Annotated in this window: 17 protein-coding genes; 10 read left to right on the forward strand and 7 right to left on the reverse strand. The window is 70.0% G+C overall.

Annotated features, from left to right (window positions below; all coding sequences use genetic code 11):
* Positions 1-175: 175 nt before the first annotated feature.
* The gene (locus tag AB0P41_RS03005) at positions 176-598 is read right to left on the reverse strand and encodes an NUDIX domain-containing protein (protein ID WP_365929694.1); all 423 of its coding nucleotides are present in this window, start codon (positions 596-598) and stop codon (positions 176-178) included.
* A gap of 950 nt (positions 599-1548) precedes the next feature.
* Between AB0P41_RS03005 and AB0P41_RS03010 the strand changes: the two genes are divergently transcribed.
* Positions 1549-2685: a helix-turn-helix transcriptional regulator gene (locus AB0P41_RS03010; protein ID WP_365929696.1), complete on the forward strand. Its 1137-nt coding sequence runs from the start codon at positions 1549-1551 to the stop codon at positions 2683-2685.
* On the opposite strand, the gene AB0P41_RS03015 is transcribed toward AB0P41_RS03010, so the two are convergent.
* From AB0P41_RS03015 to AB0P41_RS03025, 3 genes are all read right to left on the reverse strand, one after another.
* The gene (locus tag AB0P41_RS03015) at positions 2669-3463 is read right to left on the reverse strand and encodes an NUDIX domain-containing protein (protein WP_365929697.1); all 795 of its coding nucleotides are present in this window, start codon (positions 3461-3463) and stop codon (positions 2669-2671) included. The genes AB0P41_RS03010 and AB0P41_RS03015 overlap by 17 nt on opposite strands.
* 441 nt (positions 3464-3904) lie before the next feature.
* Entirely contained in the window at positions 3905-4474 is a 570-nt protein-coding gene (locus tag AB0P41_RS03020; protein WP_356708149.1) for a hypothetical protein, read from the reverse strand.
* A 214-nt stretch (positions 4475-4688) separates the two neighbouring features.
* Positions 4689-5486 carry an HAD-IIA family hydrolase gene (locus AB0P41_RS03025; RefSeq protein ID WP_365929956.1) on the reverse strand — a complete coding sequence of 266 codons (798 nt, stop codon included), beginning with the start codon at positions 5484-5486 and terminating at the stop codon, positions 4689-4691.
* Positions 5487-5606: 120 nt separating this feature from the next.
* Between AB0P41_RS03025 and AB0P41_RS03030 the strand changes: the two genes are divergently transcribed.
* The 7 genes from AB0P41_RS03030 to AB0P41_RS03060 all read left to right on the forward strand — a co-directional run bounded on the left by AB0P41_RS03030 (position 5607) and on the right by AB0P41_RS03060 (position 12904).
* On the forward strand, positions 5607-6881 hold the full coding sequence (locus tag AB0P41_RS03030) for a phosphoribosyltransferase family protein (RefSeq protein WP_365929699.1): 1275 nt from the start codon (positions 5607-5609) through the stop codon (positions 6879-6881).
* Between the two features lie 128 nt (positions 6882-7009).
* Complete coding sequence (locus tag AB0P41_RS03035) at positions 7010-7576, forward strand: GNAT family N-acetyltransferase (protein WP_365929701.1); 567 nt, start codon at positions 7010-7012, stop codon at positions 7574-7576.
* A gap of 244 nt (positions 7577-7820) precedes the next feature.
* Entirely contained in the window at positions 7821-9344 is a 1524-nt protein-coding gene (locus tag AB0P41_RS03040) for a sugar ABC transporter ATP-binding protein (RefSeq protein WP_365929703.1), read from the forward strand.
* Positions 9341-10393, forward strand: coding sequence for an ABC transporter permease (locus AB0P41_RS03045; RefSeq protein ID WP_365929705.1), 1053 nt, complete (start codon positions 9341-9343; stop codon positions 10391-10393). Before AB0P41_RS03040 ends, AB0P41_RS03045 begins: the two co-directional genes overlap by 4 nt.
* On the forward strand, positions 10377-11432 hold the full coding sequence (locus AB0P41_RS03050) for an ABC transporter permease (RefSeq protein ID WP_365929707.1): 1056 nt from the start codon (positions 10377-10379) through the stop codon (positions 11430-11432). Before AB0P41_RS03045 ends, AB0P41_RS03050 begins: the two co-directional genes overlap by 17 nt.
* Before the next feature lie 54 nt (positions 11433-11486).
* On the forward strand, positions 11487-12572 hold the full coding sequence (rhaS, locus tag AB0P41_RS03055) for a rhamnose ABC transporter substrate-binding protein (RefSeq protein ID WP_365929708.1): 1086 nt from the start codon (positions 11487-11489) through the stop codon (positions 12570-12572).
* A gap of 17 nt (positions 12573-12589) precedes the next feature.
* Positions 12590-12904 (forward strand): L-rhamnose mutarotase, encoded by a 315-nt coding sequence (locus AB0P41_RS03060; protein WP_356708163.1) that lies wholly within the window; start codon positions 12590-12592, stop codon positions 12902-12904.
* Between the two features lie 44 nt (positions 12905-12948).
* Here AB0P41_RS03060 and AB0P41_RS03065 read toward each other — a convergent pair whose 3' ends face one another.
* The 3 genes from AB0P41_RS03065 to AB0P41_RS03075 all read right to left on the reverse strand — a co-directional run bounded on the left by AB0P41_RS03065 (position 12949) and on the right by AB0P41_RS03075 (position 16826).
* Positions 12949-14133, reverse strand: coding sequence for a hypothetical protein (locus AB0P41_RS03065; RefSeq protein WP_365929710.1), 1185 nt, complete (start codon positions 14131-14133; stop codon positions 12949-12951).
* Between the two features lie 58 nt (positions 14134-14191).
* The gene (locus AB0P41_RS03070; protein WP_365929712.1) at positions 14192-15145 is read right to left on the reverse strand and encodes an STM4015 family protein; all 954 of its coding nucleotides are present in this window, start codon (positions 15143-15145) and stop codon (positions 14192-14194) included.
* A 112-nt stretch (positions 15146-15257) separates the two neighbouring features.
* Positions 15258-16826, reverse strand: coding sequence for a von Willebrand factor type A domain-containing protein (locus AB0P41_RS03075; RefSeq protein WP_365929958.1), 1569 nt, complete (start codon positions 16824-16826; stop codon positions 15258-15260).
* A 288-nt stretch (positions 16827-17114) separates the two neighbouring features.
* Here AB0P41_RS03075 and AB0P41_RS03080 point away from each other — a divergent pair, with 288 nt between their 5' ends.
* Together AB0P41_RS03080 and AB0P41_RS03085 are read left to right on the forward strand one after the other, a co-directional pair.
* Positions 17115-17423, forward strand: coding sequence for a trypco2 family protein (locus tag AB0P41_RS03080; protein ID WP_356708169.1), 309 nt, complete (start codon positions 17115-17117; stop codon positions 17421-17423).
* A gap of 6 nt (positions 17424-17429) precedes the next feature.
* A complete protein-coding gene (locus AB0P41_RS03085) occupies positions 17430-22121 on the forward strand; it encodes a trypsin-like peptidase domain-containing protein (RefSeq protein ID WP_365929714.1) in 4692 nt (1563 codons plus the stop codon).
* Positions 22122-22159: the final 38 nt, after the last annotated feature.

Here is a 22159-nt window from a genome sequence, read left to right on the forward strand (position 1 = left end):
CCCAAAACAGCGGCCCCGGTGTTCCAGCACCGGGGCCGCGCGCCGTTCAGGGAGGGCCACCACGCGGTGGTGGGCCCGGCCGCCAGAGCAGGCGGCGAGTGCCCCGGGCCGGATTCGATCCGGCGCCGTCACGACCCCGCCGGCAGGCGGCGGGACCGGGGCGAAGCGAGGTAGGTCAGACGGTCGCCGCCGTGGCGGCGGCGATGATGTCGGCGTGGTCGAACGCCAGCGGCGGAAGGTCGGCGAGCGGCCACCAGCGGACGTTGACCGCGTCGTCACCGGCTTCGGCGGGCGTGCCGGAGATGACGGTGAGCTGGTAGGCGACAGTGACGTACCGGCCGCGCGGGTCACGGCCGGGGGCGTCCCAGGTCCCGACCTGGGACAGTTCCTCCGGCGCCGCGTACACACCGGCCTCTTCGGCCAGCTCGCGGGCAGCCGCGGCGCGGCTGGTCTCGCCGGGGTCGACGTGCCCACCGGGCAGCGCCCACTGGCCGGCGTGCGGGTCCCAGCCGCGCTCGATCAGCAGGACGTACCCGTCGGTCGTGGTGACGACGACGTCAGCGGTGTAGCGGATGGTCTCGAACGTCTCGGTGCTCATGTCTCTCCCTCAAGCAACGACCCGCACGGCAGGCACCGTGCGGGTGGAGCGCCCCGGCCGGGAGTCGAACCCGGCCTTGCGACCATCGGGGCGGATCGATCAGCGGGCGGTCACCCACAGGTAGGCGCCCGCTATCAACGGCGCCCCTGCATCCGCGCGTTGTCGCCGGACTGCTTGTTCTGCTGCGCGTTCTTCCTCGCCAGCTCGGCCCGCTCGGCGTCTGTCAGACTGGTAATCACAGGTGCCTCCAACTCAGGTGCCTGTATCGCGGCATCCCGGTTGCCCCCGGGGTGCCGCTCACGGTTCCGGACCATCCGGCTCCCCTCAGCCCCGCCCGTACAGCCCGTGTGAAACGGACTGGACGGGCAGGGGAGGCAACCGGTCCCGCGATAGCCGCGGGAATCACGGTTCGTGCTGGCGGCCCGCGCTAGGCGGCCACCGACACAAAGGGCGTGGTCACCTGCGCCGGTCCAGCGCGGGCAACGCCCTGGTACATCGCCTGATCATTGGGTTCCTCTCAGTCGGCTGAATGGCATGGAGCACTGCAAGGGGGATCTCGTCCCCACACTCCGGCCGTTGCTCGCGGTCACCGGGCCACCTCGCCAGTCGGGCCGAAGCCCTGTCCTCTGGCCTTTAGCGGGATTGCAGCGTCCCCGCCCTCAGCTACCGAGCAGCCCAAAGAAGGCCTCTCGGTGCGCACCAGAGGAGCGGGAAGCCCCGCCCCATCTGGTGCGCACCAATAGCTTGACTCTGGTGCGCACCAGAGTCAAGCGGTGCCACCGATACGCGTGACGTTCGCTTGTCTTGGTGCACCTCTAGGAGACCGGCAATGAGCACGCCTTCGGTAGCCAACAGCCCTTAACAACAAACCTGTTAAGGGCTGTTGACCTGCGGCGACGTGAGGCATGCTGGGACAGTCCGCGAAACGACTGACCGCCGGGTGGTGACCTGTGAGCACAGGACTACGAACTGCGCGAACGGCGCGAGGCTGGTCTCAGGAACGACTGATTCGGGAAATCGAGCAGTACGCGCGGAGGCACGTCACCGACGTCGCGTCCACGGGGAGTCTGCGCGTCTACGTTTCCGAGTGGGAGAACGGCAAGCGAGCCATCTCAGACCGCTACGCAACCATCCTCCGACGGCTCCTCGGCATCACCGACACGGAGCTGAGGAGCAGCCCGCCACAGACCGTGAGCCCGCCCGCCGCAGCGGACGGATACGACGAACTTCTGAACCGGATCGATGCGGCCGGCAGCGTGAGCGAGTCCGTGGTTAAGACATTCAACGACCAGACCGAGTTGCTGCGCACCATGGACCGGCAAATGGGTTCAGCGGGTCTCGTTGACCAAATGCAGGGGCACCTTGCGGCACTGGAAGACACTCTGAACTTCGCCGTGCTTCCCACCGCACGGCGCCCAGTAGCGCTCGCCTTGGCCGGCGCCTCGACTCTGGCAGCTTGGCAGGCCATCGACTCGGGAGCTATCGAACGCGCCTGGCGACACTACGAACTCGCCAAACGGGCAGCTCGCGATGCGGAAGCACCGATGTACCTGGCCCACGCGATGGCTGAGCAGGCGTACGTGCTGTGCGCGGCTGGCAGGCCAGCCCTCGGGGTCGAGCTGGTCCGCGATGCGCAACGCACCCTGGCTGAGGCTGGTTCCCCTCGACTCCGGGCATGGCTGCACGCCACCGAAGCGGAGCTCTGCGCCCACGCAGGTATGCCCGACGACTGCCGACGAGGGCTTGAGGCAGCCGAGGCGATCATTCCGGCGACTCCGGAGGACCGCGACCCGGACATGCTGAGCATCTTCCTCAATGCCTCTCATCTCACCCGATGGCGCGGCAACGTGCTCGCCTTGCTCGGCGACGATGAGGCACTGACCAGCCTCTACGGCGCTTTGGAAGTCATGGATTCGACCTTCATTCGCGCACAGGCTGGTCTCTACAGCGACCTCGCTCAAGCACACCTTGCCCGGGGCGAGTACGACGAAGCCAACTCGCACCTGCGGCAGGCACGGCTGCTCGCCAACCGCACGGGGTCCGTGCGGTATCGGCGCCGTATCGAGCAGCTCAGCGCTCGGCTGTAGCCCCGCGCTTTCCACGTGTGGCCAGGATGTGGAGTAGGGCAACGAGAGTGCCCGATCCCAGGAGCTGACCGCGAGCCATCAGGCCTGGAATGTCAGCGAGGGGCACCCACTCGACGAGCCCCGCCTCTTCAACATCGGTGGGCGGTCCCACCTGCTCGGCTCCATGGCCCACGAAGATTTCGTGGGGCGAGTCGACCATCCCAACCATGGGCTGATAGGTGACGACGTGCTCCAGCGACTTCGCGCGCCACCCGGTCTCTTCGACTACCTCCCGGAGTGCGGCGGCGTCGGCCTCTTCTCCCTCGTCGACGATCCCGCCAGGCAGTTCCCACCCCCACTGGCCGGGCACGAAGCGGTACCGCCACAGCATCAGCACACGGTCCCGGTCGTCGACCACTGCCGTGATAGCGACGTGGTGGAGCTTCACCACGTGATGCTCGAAACGCTCCACGCCAGGCGGCTCTACGTCCCAAAGTTCCAGCTTGACCCAGCGGTTGTCATAGACGCTCCGCTCGCCGTGAATGCGCCAAGCATCGAGTCCCTCGGGAGTCTTGACGGTGACGCTGTCGTCACCCGGCACGCGGTAGGAACTGCGGTCGCGCACCTCAAGTGCGCCCTCGCCTACCAACCGCGCCAGGACCTGACGCAGCGCGGTCCTCCCGATGCCCAGTTCCTCGACAAGGGCGCGCTCCGAAGGCAGCTTGCCGCCAGGGGCGTAGTCACCCGCAGCAAGTCGCGCTCGAAGCGTCTCGTAGACCTTCGCTGTCTTCGGTCCCATGCGGGGAGCACTCTCCGTTCTGAAGTGGTGCGTACCAGCGTAACGGGCAAGGGTCATGCTGCCTCCGAGGCTGCCTGTTTCCCGTGGCGCCCAAACCAGCGACGGACGGGCGGAACGATGTCTTCCGGTGAATACACGGAGACGGAGCGGGCCGGAGAACCGGCTTCCGCCACTACTTAGCAGGTCAGAGCCCTGAACTGCGGAAAGTGAAGCACTCTCTTCTAAGCGCTTGGCCGCAGGTTCGAGTCCTGCCGGGGGCGCACAGCGCGCACCACTGTGAGGCCCTCCACCCCGGAGGGCCTTTTCGCTGGTCCGACGCACACTAGAGATTCGGCCGTAGAGCGCGCGTAAGCGCCGGACCGGCCTCGGGTTGCTGCGAGGGCGATCCGGCGCTGTTCCGCCTGCCACGGGGGAGGGATGAGGACAGGGGCGCTCAGCGACTCACTTCTCCACCGGCGGGCACGTGCCCGTGTCCTCACCGATCGAGTTGATCTCGGCGTTCGACCGGGAGTCGCCCGCGTAGTTGATCTGGTCCGTGCACTTCGTGTCCGGGTCCTTCGGCGTACCCGACGCCTCACCCGACTTCTGCACCGGCGGGCACGTGCCCGTGTCCTCACCGATGGAGTTGATCTCGGCGTTCGACCGGGAGTCGCCCGCGTAGTTGATCCGGTCGGTGCACTTCGTGTCCGGGTCCTTCGGCGTACCCGACGCCTCACCCGACTTCTGCACCGGCGGACAGGTGCCCGTGTCCTCGCCGATCGAGTTGATCTCGGCGTTCGACCGGGAGTCGCCCGCATAGTTGATCCGGTCCGTGCACTTCGTGTCGGACTCGGCGGGCGTACCGGCCGACTTGCCCTCCACGGAGTCGGACTGCGAGGTGCCCGCGGCCGACGCCGACGAGCTGCTCACGGCAGAGGACGCGCTGCCGCCACCGTCGCTTCCACACGCTGTCAGCGCCAGGCCGAGGGCTACCGCGGTCATGGTCAGTACCGAGATCTTCCGAGTGCGCATGCTGGTCTCTGTCCTCTGCGTGGGGGTGTCACGGGCTGGGCGACCGTTCGCCCGTGTTGCTTTCTGTCTTCCCAGACGGCCGGTGCGGTTGCCCGAGTTGCCTCTTGATCGTCTTCAAGACACGTTCGTGACATGACAGTGGTCGCGTCGTGAACTCCGCGTCGTGGACTCCGCATCGGGCCTGTCGCCGGCGGGCGGTTTCCCAGGACCCGGCTCAGCGCCCCATCCGCTCCAGCAGCGCCGGCACGTCCGCGAACGAGTCCAGGACGTGGTCCGGGGTCCCGTCCGCGGCCTCGTGGGTCTCCGGCCGGTACTTGCCCGTCCTGACCAGCGCCCCGGTGATGCCGTGGCGTTGTGCGGCGAGCACGTCCGTCTCGATGTCGTCACCCACCATCAGCGTCCCGCCGGGGCCGGTGCCGAGGTGGGCCAGCGCGGCGGCGAAGAAGGCGCCGGACGGCTTGCCGGTGATGACGGCCTCGGTACGCGCGGCGCGCTCCAGGCCGGCGAGGAAAGCTCCGGTGTCGAGGTCGAGCCCTTCGGCGGTGCGCCAGTACAGGTTGCGGTGCATCGCGACGAGTGCCGCGCCCTGCTGGACGAGGCGGAAGGCGCGGTTGAGCGCCGCGTACGTGAAGGCGCCGCCCGCGCCGCCGAGGACCACGACGTCGGGCGCGGCTCCCTCGGTGTCCTCCTCGACGAGGGTCACCCCGGGCAGGTCGTCCCGTACGTCGCCTGTGTTGATCAGCAGACAGCGGGCTTCCGGATGGTGCTCGCGGAGATGGGCGGCGGTGACCGCCGGCGCGGTGAGGATGTCTCCGGGGCCGACGGGGAAGCCCGAATCCGCGAGCCGTCCGGCGATCCGGGAGCGCGTCCGCGACGTGGTGTTGGTGACCAGCGCCAGGGGGACGTCCGCTGCGCGGAGCCGTTCCATCGCTTCCACCGCGCCGGGCAGCGGTTCCCAGGACACCGTCAGCACGCCGTCGATGTCGATCAGGACCGCGCCGATCGGCTCCACCATGTCCACGCCCATGTCCCCGACCGTCCTCGACTTGCCCGGCCGGCGCAAATGCGGTTCCTTCGAAAGTGGGTGCGCGCGTGTGTGTTCCGCTCTTCCCTCGGTTGGAGGTGAACCCCCGTGCTGTTCACCGACCGCACGGACGCCGGGCGGCGGCTCGCCGTGGCGCTGCGGCACCTGGAGCGCCGCGATCCCGTCGTCCTGGGGCTGCCGCGCGGCGGCGTCCCGGTGGCGTACGAGGTGGCGCAGGCCCTCGGCGCCCCGCTCGATGTGATCGTGGTCCGCAAACTCGGGGTGCCCCACCACCCGGAGCTGGGTTTCGGTGCGATCGGCGAGGGCGGGGTGCGGGTCATCAGCGACGAGATCGTCCGCCATGCCGGTGTCCGGGAGAAGGACCTCGACTCCGTCGAGCGCGCCGAGGAGGCAGAGCTCCTCCGGCGGGCGCAGGCCTACCGGAAGGGGCGCCCGCGCCTGCCGCTGAGGGGGCGCGCGGTGGTCGTGGTGGACGACGGGGTGGCCACCGGAGCGACCGCGCGGGCGGCCTGCCAGGTGGTGCGGGCGCAGGGTGCCGCCCATGTCGTACTGGCCGTGCCGGTCGCGTCACCGGATGTCGCCGACAGGCTGCGCGAGGATGTCGACGAGGTCGTCTGCCTCTCCGCACCGCAGCTCTTCTCCGCCGTGGGTGAGTGGTACCGGGACTTCTCCCAGACCTCCGACGAGGAGGTCGTCTCCCTGCTGGCACGGGCCGGTGGTGGTGCCGCCACGGCCGAGGAGGTCGAGGTGGACGCGGGCGGCGTCCCGCTCCCCGGTGACCTGGTGCTCCCCAGGGAGGCGGGTGCGGTCGTGGTGTTCGCCCATGGTTCGGGCAGCAGCCGCCACAGCCCGCGCAACCGCGCCGTGGCCACGGCGCTGAACCGTGCCGGCCTGGGCACCCTGCTCTTCGACCTGCTCACTCCCGGGGAGGAGGTCTACCGCGCCAACGTCTTCGACATCGGCCTGCTGGCCGGGCGACTGGCGGACACGACCAGCTGGCTCCGCCGCCGGGTGTCCCTCCCGGTCGGCTCCTTCGGGGCGAGTACGGGCGCGGCGGCGGCGCTGCAGGCCGCCGCCGCGGCGGACTCGGGCGTCGGCGCCGTGGTCTCCCGTGGCGGGCGCCCCGATCTGGCCGGGGCGGATCTGTCGGCGGTGCGCGCGCCCACCCTGCTGGTGGTGGGCGGCGCCGACACCACGGTGATCGATCTCAACCGGCAGGCGCAGGCGGCACTGCACTGCGAGAACCGGCTGGAGATCGTCCCGGGCGCCACGCACCTGTTCGAGGAGCCGGGAGCACTGGACCGGGTGGCGGAACTGGCCGAGGACTGGTTCACCACGCACCTGGTGCGGCCGGCCGGCTGATCGGGGAATCCTCCCGGGAGTTGTGGCCCCGGCACACCGGCCCTCCTATCCTGTCGGGAGCAGTTTTGTCGGAGCAGTCCTGCCAAGAGCAGTCCTGTCGTGAGAGTCCTGTCGGGAACAGTCCAGGGGTGGGTGGTGCGCTCGTGCGGGTCCAGCTGGTCGAGGGCGGACGCCTTCCCGCGTACGCCGAGGGGATCCGGCGGGTGTACGCCGAGGTCTTCTCGGCACCGCCCTGGCACGAGGAGCCCGCCGCCGCCGCGCTGTACGTCGAGCGGCTCGCAGCCGACGCCGTGCGCCCGGGGTTCACCGCCGCGCTGGCCACCGACGGGGACACCGTGGGCGGCTTCGCCACGGCCTGGACCACTCCCGATACGTTCCCCTCCGACCGCAGTTACGGGCACGTCGCCGAAGCCCTTGGGCCCGACCGTGTCCGTGACTGGCTGTGCGGGGGCCTGGAGGTCGACGAGCTGGCCGTCGCCCCCGAGGCGCGCCGCACCGGACTGGGCGCGGCCCTGCTGTCGGCGGCCACCGAGAGTGCCCCGGACGGGCGGTGCTGGCTGCTCACGTCCGTACACGCCGGGGCGACCATGCGCTTCTACCGGCGCGCGGGCTGGCACCAGGTGCCGGTGCCCGTGCCCGGCAAGGCCGGCCTTGTCGTCCTCCTCGGGCCGAGGCATCCCGCAGCGCGCCCGTAAGTGGAGCGATGCACGCCCGCCGCATGAATCGATTCAAAAGCCCGGAAGATAGTGGCCCACCCTGAAGGCTGTCAAGGGTGCCCACCCCTTCACCCCGTTCGCGTCGCAGCATCGCTTCTCTTCCTGGAACTTCCCGCCATCAACCCATTGACGGCGCCCGCAATCCCCGTTTAGCTTCCGAGCAACCTCATTGAAACCTTTCACGGCGGGCGGAGCGGAACAGTCCCTCCGCTGAGGAGCTCCCATGAACCAGTCCGCCCCGGACCCGGCCCCGGTCCTGGCCCTGAAGGGCGTGAGCAAGTCCTTCGGTGCCGTACGGGCCCTGAGGGACGTGTCCCTGCAGTTGTTCCCCGGCGAGGCCCACGCACTCGCCGGGGAGAACGGCGCCGGCAAGTCGACTCTGATCAAGGCACTCGCCGGGGTGCACCGCCCGGACAGCGGCGAGGTGCTCCTCGACGGCGAGCCCGTCGTCTTCCACGGCCCGGCGGACGCCCGTGACGCCGGCATCGCCGTCATCTACCAGGAACCGACGCTCTTCCCCGATCTGTCCATCGCCGAGAACATCTTCATGGGCCGTCAGCCCCGGCGCTCACTGGGCCGGATCGATCGCAGGGCCGTGCACGGGGCGACCGCCGGGCTGATGCGGAGGCTGGGGGTCGATCTGGCACCTGACCGGCCGGCGCGCGGACTGTCGATCGCCGACCAGCAGATCGTCGAGATCGCCAAGGCGCTCTCCTTCGACGCCCGCGTCCTGATCATGGACGAACCGACGGCCGCCCTGACCGGCAGCGAGACGGCCCGGCTGTTCTCCGTCGTCCGTGCGCTGCGCTCCGAGGGCGCGGCGGTGCTGTTCATCTCGCACCGCCTGGACGAGATCTTCGAGCTGTGCCAGCGCGTCACGACCCTGCGCGACGGCCGGTGGATCTCCTCCGAGCCGCTGGAGGGGCTCACCGAGGACGACCTGGTGCGCAGGATGGTCGGCCGTGACCTCGACGACCTCTACCCCAAGCAGGACGCCGAGGTCGGCGAAGTCGCCCTGTCCGTACACCGGCTGACCCGTGAGGGCGTCTTCCGCGATGTGTCCTTCGACGTCCGCCGCGGTGAGATCGTGGCGCTCGCCGGACTCGTCGGCGCCGGGCGCACGGAGGTGGCCCAGGCGGTGTTCGGCGTGGACCGCGCGGACGCGGGCGAGGTGAAGGTGGCCGGCACGGTGCTGCGCCCCGGTTCGCCGACCGCCGCGATGGACGCCGGGCTCGCCCTCGTGCCCGAGGACCGGCGCCAGCGCGGGCTGGTGATGGACATGTCGATCGAGCGCAACATCGGTCTGACCGGTCTGGGCGAGGTCCGCAAGCGCGGGCTCGTCAGCCGGGCCCTGGAGCACGACCGGGCCGCCGACTGGGCGGTGCGCCTCCAGCTCAAGTACAACCGGCTGGCCGACACCGTGGGTGTGCTCTCCGGCGGCAACCAGCAGAAGGTCGTGCTGGCCAAGTGGCTGGCGACCGGACCCGCCGTGCTGATCGTCGACGAGCCGACGCGCGGGATCGACGTCGGCACCAAGGCGGAGGTCCACCGGCTGCTCTCCGCGCTCGCGGCCGACGGTCTCGCCGTGCTGATGATCTCCTCCGACCTCCCCGAGGTCATCGGCATGGCCGACCGGGTGCTCGTGATGCACGAGGGCCGGCTCGTAGCCGAGATCCCGCGCGGGAGCGCCACCGAGGAGTCGGTCATGGCCGCGGCAACCGGACGCAACGAGAGGGCAGCGGCATGACCACCACCATCGGGAGTCCCCCGGACACCGCGAGGGCGCCGGAGCGGAGCGCTTCCTCGCTCGTGGACGCGGTCTTCCGGGCGCGGGAGATCTCCATCGCGGGGGCACTGGTCCTGCTGGTCCTCGGCACCTACCTGGCCAACCCGCGCTTCCTCTCCGACCAGGGCATCAAGGACCTGCTGCTCAACGCGTCGATCCTGGTGCTGCTCGCCGTCGGCCAGTCGGCGGTCGTGATCACCCGCAACATCGACCTGTCCGTCGGGTCCGTCGTCGGACTGTCCGCCTTCGCCTGCGGCAAGTTCGTCGCGGGCAGCGACCACGGTGTGCTGACCGTGATGCTGCTCGGCATCGCCATCGGCGTGGTCTGCGGCCTGGTCTCCGGCGCCCTCGTCAGCTTCGGCAAGGTCCCGGCGCTCGTCGTGACCCTGGGCATGCTCTACATCATCCAGGGCGTCGACTACTGGTGGGCGCAGGGTGAGCAGATCAGCGCCGCCGACGTCCCCGAGGCCGTCCTGGGGCTCGGCAGCGGCAGCGTGCTGGGCGTCCCGTACCTCCCGCTGATCGCTTTGGTCCTGCTCGCGACGACGGCGTACTTCCTGCGGAGCTACCGCTCGGGGCGCGAGCTGTACGCGATCGGGTCGAGCCCCGAGGCCGCCCGGCTCGCCGGAATCCCGATCCGCCGCCGGGTGCTCGCCGCGTACGCCTTCTCCGGGGCCGTCGCCGGCTTCGCGGGGGCGCTGTGGCTGGCCCGCTTCGGCACCGTCGTCGCGGACAACGCGCACGGCTGGGAACTGACCGTCGTCAGCGCCGTCGTCGTCGGCGGTGTCGCCATCACCGGTGGCACCGGCACCGTCTGGGGCGCCGCCCTCGGCGCCCTGCTGCTCACCACCATCGGCAGCGTCCTGGTCGTACTGAAGGTGGACGCGTTCTGGCAGGGCGCCAGCACCGGTGCGCTCCTCCTGCTGGCCATCAGCGTCGACCGGATCGTGAACCTGCGGATGACCGCCGCCCTGAGGAAGAGGAACGCCCGCCATGACCACGGCGCCTGACACGAAGACGGCTCCCACGCCGCGGGCCGGATCGAAGCCCTCTCCCGTACGCGCCCTGGCCCTGCGCTGGGACACCGCGGTCGGTGTCCTGCTGATCGCGGTCCTCGTCGTCGGACTCGGGTCCACGGAGGGCTTCGGTTCGGCCGAAAACCTCGCGTTCGCCTTCAACGACATCGCCGAGGTCGCCCTCATCGCCCTGCCGATGACCCTCCTGGTCGTCGCCGGGCAGGTCGACCTGTCGGTGGCCTCCATGCTGGGCCTGGGCAGCGCGCTGACCGGCGCCCTGTGGGAAGCGGGCTGGGCCTTCGAGATGATCGTGCCGGTGGTGCTGCTGGTGGGCGTCGCCGGGGGCCTCCTCAACGGCTGGCTGGTCACCAGGGTGGGCCTGCCCTCCCTGGCCGTCACCATCGGCACCCTCGCGCTCTACCGGGGTCTGGCCTCGGTGGCGCTCGGCAGCGACGCGGTGACGGACTTCCCGCAGGTCTACGCGGACTGGGCGGTCGACACCACGACCGTCCCCGGCACCTTCCTCACCTACCCGGTGCTTCTCTTCGTGGTCCTGGCCGCGGTCACCGCGGTGGTGCTGCACGCCACCGGGTTCGGCCGCTCGCTCTTCGCCATCGGCGCCCAGGAGGAGGCGGCCTACTTCGCCGGCATCCGGGTCAAGCGGATCAAGCTGCTGCTCTTCGTCGTCACCGGCCTGTTCTCCGCCTTCGCGGGGATCGTCTTCACCCTCCGGTACGGAAGTGCCCGCGCGGACAACGGACTCGGCTTCGAGATGCTCGTCATCGCGTCCGTCCTGCTCGGCGGGATCGACTTCGACGGCGGAAAGGGGACGCTCTTCGGCGCGGTCGCCGGTGTCCTGCTGATCGGCCTCCTGAAGAACCTCCTCACGCTCAACGACATCGCCAACGAGGTGCAGGTCATCGTGACCGGGCTGCTGCTCGTGGCGTCCGTACTGACCCCACGGATCATCGCCACGGTCGTCGAACGCCGGCACAGGCGGGCCGCGAACGCCCCCGCACCCCAGTCGTCATAACCGCCCCTCCCCGTACCCATCCGGCCCGTACCCCTCCGAAAGGCACACGCCGCCATGATGCTCCGCAATGCCGCTGGGCGCCGCGCCGTCGCGACCGCAGCCACCGCCGTCTCCCTGGCCCTCGCCCTCACCGCCTGTTCCGGCACCACGAAGGACAGCGAGGAGAGCGGGAGCGCGAAGGCCGGCAGCTCCGCGAAGGCCGACCCGGACGCCCCGCTGAAGAAGGGGCTGAAGCTCGGTTTCCTGCCCAAGCAGATCAACAACCCGTACGAGAAGATCGTCGACGAGGCGGGCATCGCGGCGGCGAAGGAGTACGGCGGCACGGGCAAGGAGGTCGGCCCGTCCGACGCGAACGCCTCCTCGCAGGTCTCCTACATCAACACCCTGATCCAGCAGCGCCAGGACGCGATCCTCATCGCCGCGAACGACCCGAACGCGGTCTGCGGCCCGCTCAAGCAGGCCATGAAGAAGGACATCAAGGTCGTCGCTTACGACTCGGACACGGCGAAGGACTGCCGTCAGCTCTTCATCAACCAGGCGAGCTCCGAGGAGATCGGCCGCAGCCTGGTCCAGCACCTCGGTGAGCAGATCGGTTACAAGGGCAAGGTCGCGATCCTGTCGGCGACCCAGAACGCCACGAACCAGAACACCTGGATCGAGTTCATGAAGGAGGAACTGAAGCTCCCGAAGTACAAGGGCATGGAGCTGGTCAAGGTCGCGTACGGCGACGACGCGGACCAGAAGTCCTTCCAGCAGACCCAGGGCCTCATGCAGGCCTATCCCGACCTCAAGGGCATCATCTCCCCCACCACGGTCGGCATCGCCGCCGCGGCACGCTACCTGAGCGACTCCTCGTACAAGGGGAAGGTCGTGCTCAACGGGCTGGGCACGCCGAACCAGATGCGCAAGTACGTCAAGGACGGCACCGTCGAGCAGTTCTCGCTCTGGAACCCGGAGGAGCTCGGCTACCTCGGCTCGTACGCAGCCGCGGCGCTGGCTTCGGGGCAGATCACCGGTGTGGAGGGCGAGAAGTTCAAGGCGGGCAAGCTCGGTGAGTACACGGTCGGCAAGGACGGCGAGGTCATCCTCGGCGAGCCGACCGTCTTCGACTCCGAGAACATCGACCAGTTCAACTTCTGACCGGAGGGGCCGGCTCCATGCAGCGCGTCTGCTTTCTGCTGAAGGTCCGCGAGGACCGCAAGGACGAGTACCGCGAGCGCCACGCGGCGGTGTGGCCGGAGATGCTCGCCGCGCTGTCGGAGGCGGGCTGGCACAACTACTCGCTGTTCCTGCGCGAGGACGGCCTGCTGGTCGGCTATCTGGAGACGGAGGACTTCGACGCGGCCCGGGAGGCGATGGCCGCGACGGAGGTCAACGCCCGGTGGCAGCGGGAGATGGGCGAGTTCTTCGAGCAGCCGGAGGCCGCCGACGAGGCCATGGTCCCGCTGGCCGAGGTGTTCCACCTCGCCTGACCGGTGTCCGCCCCGGCTGCCGTGACAGCCGGGGCGGACGTACGTCAGGACGCGGCGAGGGCACCTCGTACGTCCGGGTACTCCACCTCGTCGGGGAGCGTGTGGCCGAGCTCGGTCAGCCGGGCCGCGACGTCCGCCGGGCTCCGGCCCGTCAGGCTCGCGCTGCGCAGGACGTGCTCCAGGTGGACGTTGTCCCGGTACGAACGGTCGACGGTGTCCAGCAGCCTGATGTCCGCCTCGTCGGCGGTCTCCGGCAGCTTCGCGTTCCCGTGCAGCCAGTGGCCCAGTTCGGTCAGCCGCGCGGTGATCTCCGCCGGGCCGCGCCCCGTGACGAGGGACGCGCGCAGGATGTGCTCCATCCGCAGTCCGACGACCGTGTTCCGGACCAGCCAGGGGCGGCACCCGTCGAGATTCGCGCTGAGGATGACGAAGTCCTCGTCCTCCGGAGTCTCGGGCACCGATCCGCCCGGCCCAGCGAACCCCAGAACCTTCAGCCGGTCCACGAGGTCCGCGGGGCGCCGTCCCGTCCTCCTGGCAACGTCGAGGACATGCCCCAGGGGCGGCTCCTTGTACCGGCCGAACCAGCGGGCAGCGGCGGTGTGACCGGCTGCGAGCAGCAGTTCGTCGTCGGCTTCGGGGGTGTACGGCAGCTTCAGGCCGAGTGATGCCAGCCGGACGGCGGCGGCGTGCGGACTGCAGGACACGTAGTCGGCGGCCTCCAGTACGTGGCCGGCGGTGACCTCGTCGCCCCAGTCGAGCCACTCGCCGTCCCCCCGGGCGTCGGTGCGGGTCAGCATGACGTCCCGGGGGTCCGGGGACTCGGGGAGCGGGCCGCTGCCGCCGATCCGGTAGCCGAGAGCGGTCAGGCGGCACCCGACGTCGGCGGGAGAGCGCCCGGCTTGTTCCGCCGTTCCGAGCAGCTGGCACAGGGACACGGGCCGGGAGACATCGATCCACGGCTGCATATGGTCGTCCCTCCTGACCAGGGAGGCATCCTCCATGCCGACGGAGCCGGGAAGGGGGGCGCCGGACTGCTGGATCTCGGCGTATCCGAGGGCGGCCAGCCGTGCCACGGTGGCGGCGGGAGTCTCATCCCGCACCGCCGCCGCGTACAGCACGTGCGCGTGCGGAACGGGCTCGGCGGGGTCCAGCCAGGGGTAGTGGCCGTTGAGGTTGCGGCTGACGAGCCGGAGGTCGTCCGGGTCCTGGAAGTCGGGGGCCGGGGTCATCGTGCGGGCCTTTCGGGGGCGGCGGGGCAGGAGGGCGAGGGGCGGGGCAGGGTGGCGGTCATTCGGCGACCGCGACGTATCTGCTGGGCGCGTCGTCCCAGTCGAGGTCGTCCTCCTCTTCCTGCCTGCCGGTGAGGTTCACCCGCACCCCCTGCGGCTCCAGCTCGGTCCAGAGCCGCAGCATCATGTCCTGGCTGAGGTAGTGGTGCGAAAGGTCCAGTTCGCGCAGGTGGGACAGTGACTGCCCCCGCAGCAGGGCCTGTGCCCCCTCGTCGCCGAGCGTGCCCATGGACAGGCTCAGCGAGGTGAGCCCCTTCACGACCGGCGCGGAGGCCAGGGCCGCGGCCAGCTCGTCCTGGACCGGGCTGTTCTGCAGCCCGAGGTGGCGCAGGGCTGGCTTGCCGACTCCGGCGAACAGCGGCGCGAGGTCCTCGGCCGTGGTGCCGCCCCCGTAGTCCTCGTCGCCCAGCCAGAGCTCCAGGTGCTCCAGCGAGGGCAGGGAGGCTGCGGCGATCTGGGCCACGGCCTCGGGGGGCAGTCCGCCGGACTCGACGCGGAGCACCCGCAGCCCCGCGTGGCCCGTCACGGGGAATTCCAGGTCCTCACCGCCTCGCAGGCCCAGCTCCCGCAGCCCCGGGAAGGCGTCCAGGAGCTCCGCGATCCCGCCCTGCCCGATCATGGAGATCATCCCCTCCTCGTCCTCCACGTCACCGAGGAATATCGCCTCCAGCGCGGTGAACCGGGAGCGCAGGCCGATCAGTTCGTCCGGGCTGCTGCCGCCGTCGTTGCCGTACCAGGGGTTGCCGAAGAGCAGGGCCCGCACCTTCCCCAGGTCGACCAACTCGGTGAACCGTTTCCAGTGCGACGTGTAGCCCTCGTCGGTCACGTACGGACCGCAGTGGAGGCGCCAGGCCACGGCGTCCGCGTCGGGGAGATCCGCGGGGTGCGCGTACGGCGGGAAGGTGAAGACCGGCAGTCCGTCGAACTGCTCGACATGATGGACATAGGACAAGACATGGCTCCTGACAGTCCGTTCGGTAACTGTTCGATGTGTTCTATCAGCAGCCTCCGACAAGAACGGGCCCGGCAGGTGTGGTCACCTGCCGGGCCAATGGGCCTTCGTGTCAGCCGAGTTCGCCCTCACCCTCCCCGCCCGGCGATTCGCCACCGTCGTTCCTGAGCCGGTCGGCCTGCTCGATCGCGGTGGCGAGCTTCTCCACCGAGCTGTCCTCGGTGGAGGCCGCCAGCTTCCGGGCGCGGCCGGCGAGGTCGCCGAGCGTGGGCGTTCCCTGGAGGTCACCGCCGCGCAGTGTGTCCGCGAAGTACGCGGCCACCGCGGTCACCTGGAGCCGTGCGCCGGCGTCGTCCCAGAGCCTTCCGTCGATCGCGCCGGTCCCGACCGACCCGGTCTCCTCGTGCGCCTCGCGTGTCTTCGGGTCCAGCCAGCGCACGGTCGCCGTCGCCACGTGGCCGGAGGCGCCCTCACGGAGGCGTACGGCGTAGAGCGCGGTCACCGTGTGGCCCGGACCCACTTCGCCGCCGTCGACGCTGTCGTCCCGGAAGTCGTCGTCGGCGACCTTGCGGTTCTCGTAGCCGATGAGCTCGAACTGCTTGACCGTCTTACGGTCGAACGCCACCTGGGCCTTGGCGTCGCGGGCCCGGAGTTCGACGTGGGCGGGCAGCTGGTCGACGAAGACCTTCCTGGCCTGTGTCTCGTCGGCGATGTAGGTGGTGTTGCCGTCGCCCTTGTTGGTGAGGCGCTCCATCAGTTCGTCGCCGTAGTCACTGCCGACGCCGACGCCGAAGAGCGTGATGCCGTACTCCTCGCGTGCGTCCCCGACGCGTTCGAGGATCGCGTCGGCGTCCGTCTCACCGGTGTTGGCGAGGGCGTCGGAGAGCAGGACGACGCGGTTGTTGGCGCCCTCGCGGTGGCCTTCGACCGCCTCGTCGTAGCCCTGCTCGACGCCGGCCGCCACATTCGTGGAGTCGGCGGGTTCCATCGCGGTGATGGCGTCGCGGATCTTGGTGCGGTTGCCCTGGAGGCGGGTCATCGGCAGCCGGGTCTCGGCCTCGTCGCTGAAGGTGACCAGGGAGACGGAGTCGTCGTCGCGCAGTTCGTCGGCGAGTATGCCCAGTGAGGTCTTCGCGAGGTCGAGGCGGCCCGGTTCGGCCATCGATCCGGAGATGTCGACGACGAAGGTCAGCGCGGCGGGCGGGCGTTCGCCCGTGTCCGCGGCGGTCTTCGTCGCCAGCCCGACCCGTACGAGCGACCAGTCGGCGGCATCGGTCCGTGCGCCGTCGACGTTCACCGAGAAGCCGTTGCCGTCCGGCCGCTCGTAGCCCTGGCGGAAGCTGTTGACGAACTCCTCCGGGCGCACCGTGCCGGCGTCCGGGAGCTGTCCGTCGCCGAGCGTGCGGCGCGCGTATCCGTAGCTGGCGGTGTCCACGTCGAGCGCGAAGGTCGACAGGTAGTCGGGCGCCACGCTCTCCCGTGCCGCGCCGGCCTCCGCCTGCCCCGCCCCGTCCTCCTGCGGCCGCGCCGCGGCGGAGGGGGCCCGCTTGTCCCCGCCGCTGCCGGCGACACCACGGTCGGCCGTCGCCTCGTTGCCGGTCCCGCTGCACCCGGTCACCAGGATCCCGCCCGCCAGGAGCAGTCCGAGCGCTCCCCTGTACGTCCTTGCCCTGCGGTCCATCCGTACCCCCCACGTCGTAGACATTCGCCAATGTGACGTGCGAGGCGGCCGGGCGGAGTCGTCAGAAGCGTTGCGGAACCGTCTCGATGGCGCAACGACGGAGGCCCCACAGGGCGGAACGTCAGGGTCGGGACACGACGTCCTTACGTCTGAACCCGCGGAAGGGCATGGCGATCTCGGTGCGAGCGGCCTGACTCCAACGCACCGGGCCAACTCGTCATTCACGTCGATCGGACCCGTGAACAGCCCTATCATGATGCCGAACAGAGGTGTTGGCGAGGAGGACTCGTGGTCGAACTGTCCGACATGATCCGTCAGTTGCGTCACGAGCTCGATGTCGCGATGAGGGACGGCAGGGACGAGGCGGTACGGTTCGAACTCGGTCCCGTCGAGATCGAGGCGACCGTGACGGTGGACCGCGAAGCCGGTGCCAACGGAAAGGTCCGCTTCTGGGTCGCAGAAGCGGGCGGTAACGGGAAATACGCGCAGGCGCGGACCCAGCGCATCACCCTCACCCTGCAACCGAAGGCTGTTGCCCCGGACGGCACGCCTCGGACGGCTCTGATCACGGGCGCCGAGGCCGACGGGGAACGCTGACCCGGCATGTGGGCCGACCGTGTCGCCGAGGTCATCGTCGACCTGCCTCTCCCCGCGGGCCGGCGCCGGGGGTCGGGCTATCTGGTGGCGTCGGACAGGGTGCTGACCGCCGCGCACGTCGTCGCAGACGCGGCTGCGATACGAGTGCGCTTCGACGCCGATCATCCGGGTGAGCGGACCGCCGAGGCCGAAGTGGCGTGGTCACATACGGGGATTGACGTCGCCGTCCTGATCCTTCCGGCGGACCGGCCGGTGGCGGTGGGAGCCGCGGAGTTCGGTCGGGTCGGCCGGCACGGAAGCACGGAGAAGCTGCATTGCACCGCAGTCGGCTTCCCATGGTTCAAGCTGCGTGGCATCGGCAAGGACGCGCAGCCCTACCGGGACTGCGAACAGGTCCACGCGACGTGCGCGCCGCTCTCCAACCGCCGGGAGGGCACGCTCGACCTCGTCGTCCCTCCTCCGGCTCCGCACCCGGACCTGGGCGTCTCTCCCTGGGAGGGCATGTCGGGCGCGGTCGTGTTCAGCGGTGGACGGATCATCGGGGTCATCACCGAACACCATCTCGCCGATGGCCTGGGCCGCCTCGCCGCGAGCCGCGTGGACCGCTGGACCGAGCGGCTGAAGGCCGGCGAAGTCCGGACTCTGGAGACGTTGCTCGGCTGCGGACTGACTCCCGCCGCCCTGCATGATGTGATGCCGCCGCCGAGACCCGGTCGTGTCCAGGACGGGTACGACTCGGTGAGCGTCTCAGGCCCGGGCGTGGCCGCGGTTCCGATCGACGAGGCGGTCCGTGACCCTCGGCCCGTGTTCGACAACGTGCTGGGCGGCGGTCTCACAGGTCGCGACTGGGTGGTCGAACAGATCCAGGTCTTCCTCGGCAGCCGGCGATCCGGATATTTGTGGATCGAGGCCGACGCCGGTATGGGCAAATCCGCGCTGGCGGCGCACCTGGTCCGCGAGCGCGGCTGGTTCGGCCACTTCGTGCGGTACGCCAGGGGGGAGACGGTCCGGGTCGGACTGCAGAACCTGGCCGGCCAGTTGATCCGACACTACGGCCTGTGGGACATGGCTCCCGCCCGCATGCTGCCCGAACGGCTCTTTTCACCGGAGGGGTTCGAGGTCGTACTGACGCGTGCCGCCGAGCAGGCCCGGAGGGAGGGCGGCTGTGTGGTGCTGGTCGTCGACGGAGCGGACGAGGCCGAGCGCCGGCCGGGCGCCCTGCCCTGGGGTCTCCCCCGGCTGCTGCCGGACGACGTGTTCGTGATCGGCACCCACCGGACAGGGCACCCTCCCGGGCACAGTGACCCGCCCCCTGCCGTACTGCGCATCGACGCCGATGACGAACGCAACCTGAGCGACCTGACCGCGTACCTGCGTGCGGAGGTCCGGGAGAGAGCGCTGGCTGCCCGGCTGACCGAAGCGGGCGTGACACCTGAGCAGTTCACGTCCAGAGTCGCCGAGCGCAGCGGCGGCGTGTGGGTCTACCTGCGCTACCTCCTGCAGGAGGTCCGGCTGGGTCTGCGTCAGGCCAGTGCCCTGGACGAGCTTCCCGACGGACTGTGGTCCTACTACGTCGACCGCCTCAGGGACTGGAGCCGGGATGAGTACTGGTACGACGGTCTGCTGCCGCTGTTGGCGACCCTCACGGCAGCCGGTGAACCGCTGCCTGTGACTGGGCTTGCGGCCCTGTCCGGGGTCCCTGAGGGCCGGGTGCGCGAGTGGTGCCAGCGCCGCTTGCGGCCCTTTCTGACCGCCACGTCCAGCACTCCCAGAAGGTTCGAGATCTACCATGCCAGCCTCCGTGAGGTCCTCGCCGGTGTCACGCCCGAGCCGTCGGAGGGGCGGTCGAACGAAGAACAGCAGTCGTGGGCCGATGCACTGGGGACGGCCACCCGGGAGGCGCACTCAAGGGTGGCCGAGCGGTACCTGAAGCATTTCGGCGGACTGGACCGGGGGCTCGGGACGCTGGCCCAGGACCCGTCACTCGCGGGCGTCGACGACGGGTACCCGTTACGGCATCTGGCCGGGCACCTGGCCCAGGCCGGGCGCTGGGAAGGGCTGCACGGGCTGCTCGGCGCCGAGCGGTCCACCGGGCAGCATATGGGCGTGAACGTGTGGTTCGCCGCCCACGACCACGCCGACACCCTGGACTCCTACCTCGACGACATCGCCCTGGCCCGCGAGGACTGCCGACAGCGCACCGACCGAGCGTTGGCCGAGCACCGGCCCGCCACGGCCCTGGCCGGGGAGCTTCACTACACACTCATCGCCGCGTCCCTCACCAGCCTGACCGACAACGTCCCCGCCGGACTGCTCCGTCATCTCGTGGCTCAGCACATATGGAGGCCCGCCCGAGCTCTGGCCTTCGCCCGCAGGCTGACAGATCCCGAGTCCCGCGCTCACGCTCTCAGTTCCCTTGTGGCGCTCCTGCCCGCCGAGGAGCAGAAGGACGTGGTCGACCAGGCGCTGCGCTGCGTCCGCGCCGTCGAATTCGATCACAACCGAGGGCCCGCCCTGGTCAGGGCGATTGAATACGTGCCCCGGGAAAGACGGGACGAAGCGGCTGCGGAAGCACTGCGTATCGCCGCCGGCATGGGGACCCCGATGGATCGGATCCGAGCTCTGACCGGTCTGATCAAGTGGCTCCCCGTGAGCCTGCGGGAGGAAGCGGCGAGGCTGGCCTGGGTGAGTGCTGCGCGGACCCCGGACAACGGTCGCCGGCCCCTGTCGTCCCAGACCGAAATGGATGACCGTCGCAGCCACCGTGCGGCGGCCGTGGCCGAGGTGCTCGAACATCTCCCTGAAGACGTTCGAGCGGCCGAGGCAGCTCGCGTGCTGAAGGATGCCGATTTCATCCGCACCAGCTTCACCCGCGTCCGCGTCCTGCGACTGGTGGCCTGCCATCTCCCCCCTGGGCGGAGGGAGAAGGAGCTGAGTCGCGCCTTCGAAGAAGCAACCGCCATCGTCAACCAGAACGCCCGTGTCCGGGAGCTGGCCGACTTGGTTCCCGGCCTGCCCCCCCGGCAGCGGGACGAGGCGATGGATCTCATCCTCCGGGAGGCAGCCGGGGCAGCCACTGACCAAAAGGTCCTGCTGTCGGATCCTCTTGATGTGCTACGACACCTGCCCGCCGCACATGTCCCGATCGTGGCGGAACAGGTGAGGGAGATCCTCGACGGGCCGTATCACGCATACGAGCGGGCCAGGAACCTGGCGACACTCCTCGACTATCTGCCTGTTGAGCGCCGCCGTGCGGTGGCGGAAAGGTGTCTCGCCGAGGCCGGTGCCCTCGGCCGACAGGCGAGCGGCACCGGGACGCTGCTCGACCTCATCGGACAAGCGACGCCGCACCATCAACTGGCCATGGCCGTACAGGTTCTGGAGAACTCGACAGCCTTCACTTCCGATTATTTCCCAGCCCACACACTGAGAAGACTCGTCGAGCAGGTGTCGCCCGAGCACCGGCGGGCAGTCGCCGACCGGGCACTGGATGTCGCGCAGACCCTCACCCGTCCGCAGGACCGCGCACAGGCCCTGACCGAAGTCGCTCAGCACCTGCCGCCGCATCTACGGCAGACGCTGCTGGACCAGGCCCTCGACACGGTCGCCGCCGTCACCGACGTGGCCGCGCGAGCTCACGCGCTGAGTGGACTGTTCGCACGCCTCCCCGTCGAGCGAGCGCGGGCCGTGCTCGAACGGACGCTGGAGGACGTCGAGGCCATCACCGACGAGTACCGCCGCGCCCGGTCGCTCACCAAGCTCCTCGGACACCTCCCCGAGGAACGCAGGAACGCGCTGGCCGAACAGGCGCTTGACGCCATCACCGACGACCGCACCCCTGCCTTGTCCCTGCTCCTTCCCCGAACATTCAACAGGTACGGGGTCATCGAGGACGCGGACAGGAGAGGAGTCGGCCTCGACCATCGGGAGGCCATGAGGCGCCGCGCTCATACCCGGGCCGCCCTGGTGGAGCACCTGTCTCCGCCCCGTCGCCGAGCACTCCTGGAGCGAGCACTGGGCGAGGTCGCGACCACTGTGTGGAGCTCGCACCACGCCCCGGTACTGGCCGAGCTGGTAGGCCACTTCCCGGTGGAGCGCAGGGAGGCCGTGCTGGCTGAGGCACTGCGGAAGGCCGACGATCACACACGCTTTCTCAGCGACTGGCGGGCCCAGGAACGCACGCATGTGCTGATCGAAGCGATGCGCCACTTCCCCGCCGAACTGCGGGAACCGATCGTTGACCGGACGCTGGCCGAGGCTCTCACCATCCCCGCCCCGGAACACCGCGCCGAGAAGCTGACCCGACTGATCGAGTACCTTGCCCCGGAGCGCCGACCCGCGGTGGCCGAGCAGGCATGGGAAGCGCTGATGCGCGTCGAAGGGTACCGACAGGAGGAATTGTTCAGGGGCCTGATCCCGTACCTGCGCGGCGAACTCCTGGCCCCCGCCCTGGGCACGATCGTCCGCAACCCCTACATGACGGTACCGGCGGTGATCGCCCGAGCCGGCGAGACCCTGGCGGCCGATGCACCGGCGGACTACGTCGCACTCCTGCGCACCGTCACGCGGACACTCCCGCGAGGCGAGCACCTCAGCATCCTGAGCCGTGCCGCTCCCGGCCTCCGCCGACTCGCCGGCCCGGATGCGATCCCGCTGATCAGCGACTCGATCGTCGCTGTCGGTCGCTGGTGGCCGTAAGACCTGTCGCCCTACGGCCGGGCATCGGCTGCTCCGTC

Source organism: Streptomyces sp. NPDC079167 (genome assembly GCF_040686735.1).
GTDB lineage: Bacteria > Actinomycetota > Actinomycetes > Streptomycetales > Streptomycetaceae > Streptomyces.

Excerpts from the sequence above, each read along its gene's own strand:
- AB0P41_RS03005 (WP_365929694.1), bottom strand. The coding sequence starts at position 598 with ATGAGCACCGAGACGTTCGAGACCATCCGCTACACCGCTGACGTCGTC.
- AB0P41_RS03015 (WP_365929697.1), bottom strand. The coding sequence starts at position 3,463 with ATGGGACCGAAGACAGCGAAGGTCTACGAGACGCTTCGAGCGCGACTT.
- AB0P41_RS03020 (WP_356708149.1), bottom strand. The coding sequence starts at position 4,474 with ATGCGCACTCGGAAGATCTCGGTACTGACCATGACCGCGGTAGCCCTC.
- AB0P41_RS03040 (WP_365929703.1), top strand. The coding sequence starts at position 7,821 with ATGAACCAGTCCGCCCCGGACCCGGCCCCGGTCCTGGCCCTGAAGGGC.
- AB0P41_RS03045 (WP_365929705.1), top strand. The coding sequence starts at position 9,341 with ATGACCACCACCATCGGGAGTCCCCCGGACACCGCGAGGGCGCCGGAG.
- AB0P41_RS03050 (WP_365929707.1), top strand. The coding sequence starts at position 10,377 with ATGACCACGGCGCCTGACACGAAGACGGCTCCCACGCCGCGGGCCGGA.
- rhaS (WP_365929708.1), top strand. The coding sequence starts at position 11,487 with ATGATGCTCCGCAATGCCGCTGGGCGCCGCGCCGTCGCGACCGCAGCC.
- AB0P41_RS03060 (WP_356708163.1), top strand. The coding sequence starts at position 12,590 with ATGCAGCGCGTCTGCTTTCTGCTGAAGGTCCGCGAGGACCGCAAGGAC.
- AB0P41_RS03065 (WP_365929710.1), bottom strand. The coding sequence starts at position 14,133 with ATGACCCCGGCCCCCGACTTCCAGGACCCGGACGACCTCCGGCTCGTC.
- AB0P41_RS03075 (WP_365929958.1), bottom strand. The coding sequence starts at position 16,826 with ATGGACCGCAGGGCAAGGACGTACAGGGGAGCGCTCGGACTGCTCCTG.
- AB0P41_RS03085 (WP_365929714.1), top strand. The coding sequence starts at position 17,430 with ATGTGGGCCGACCGTGTCGCCGAGGTCATCGTCGACCTGCCTCTCCCC.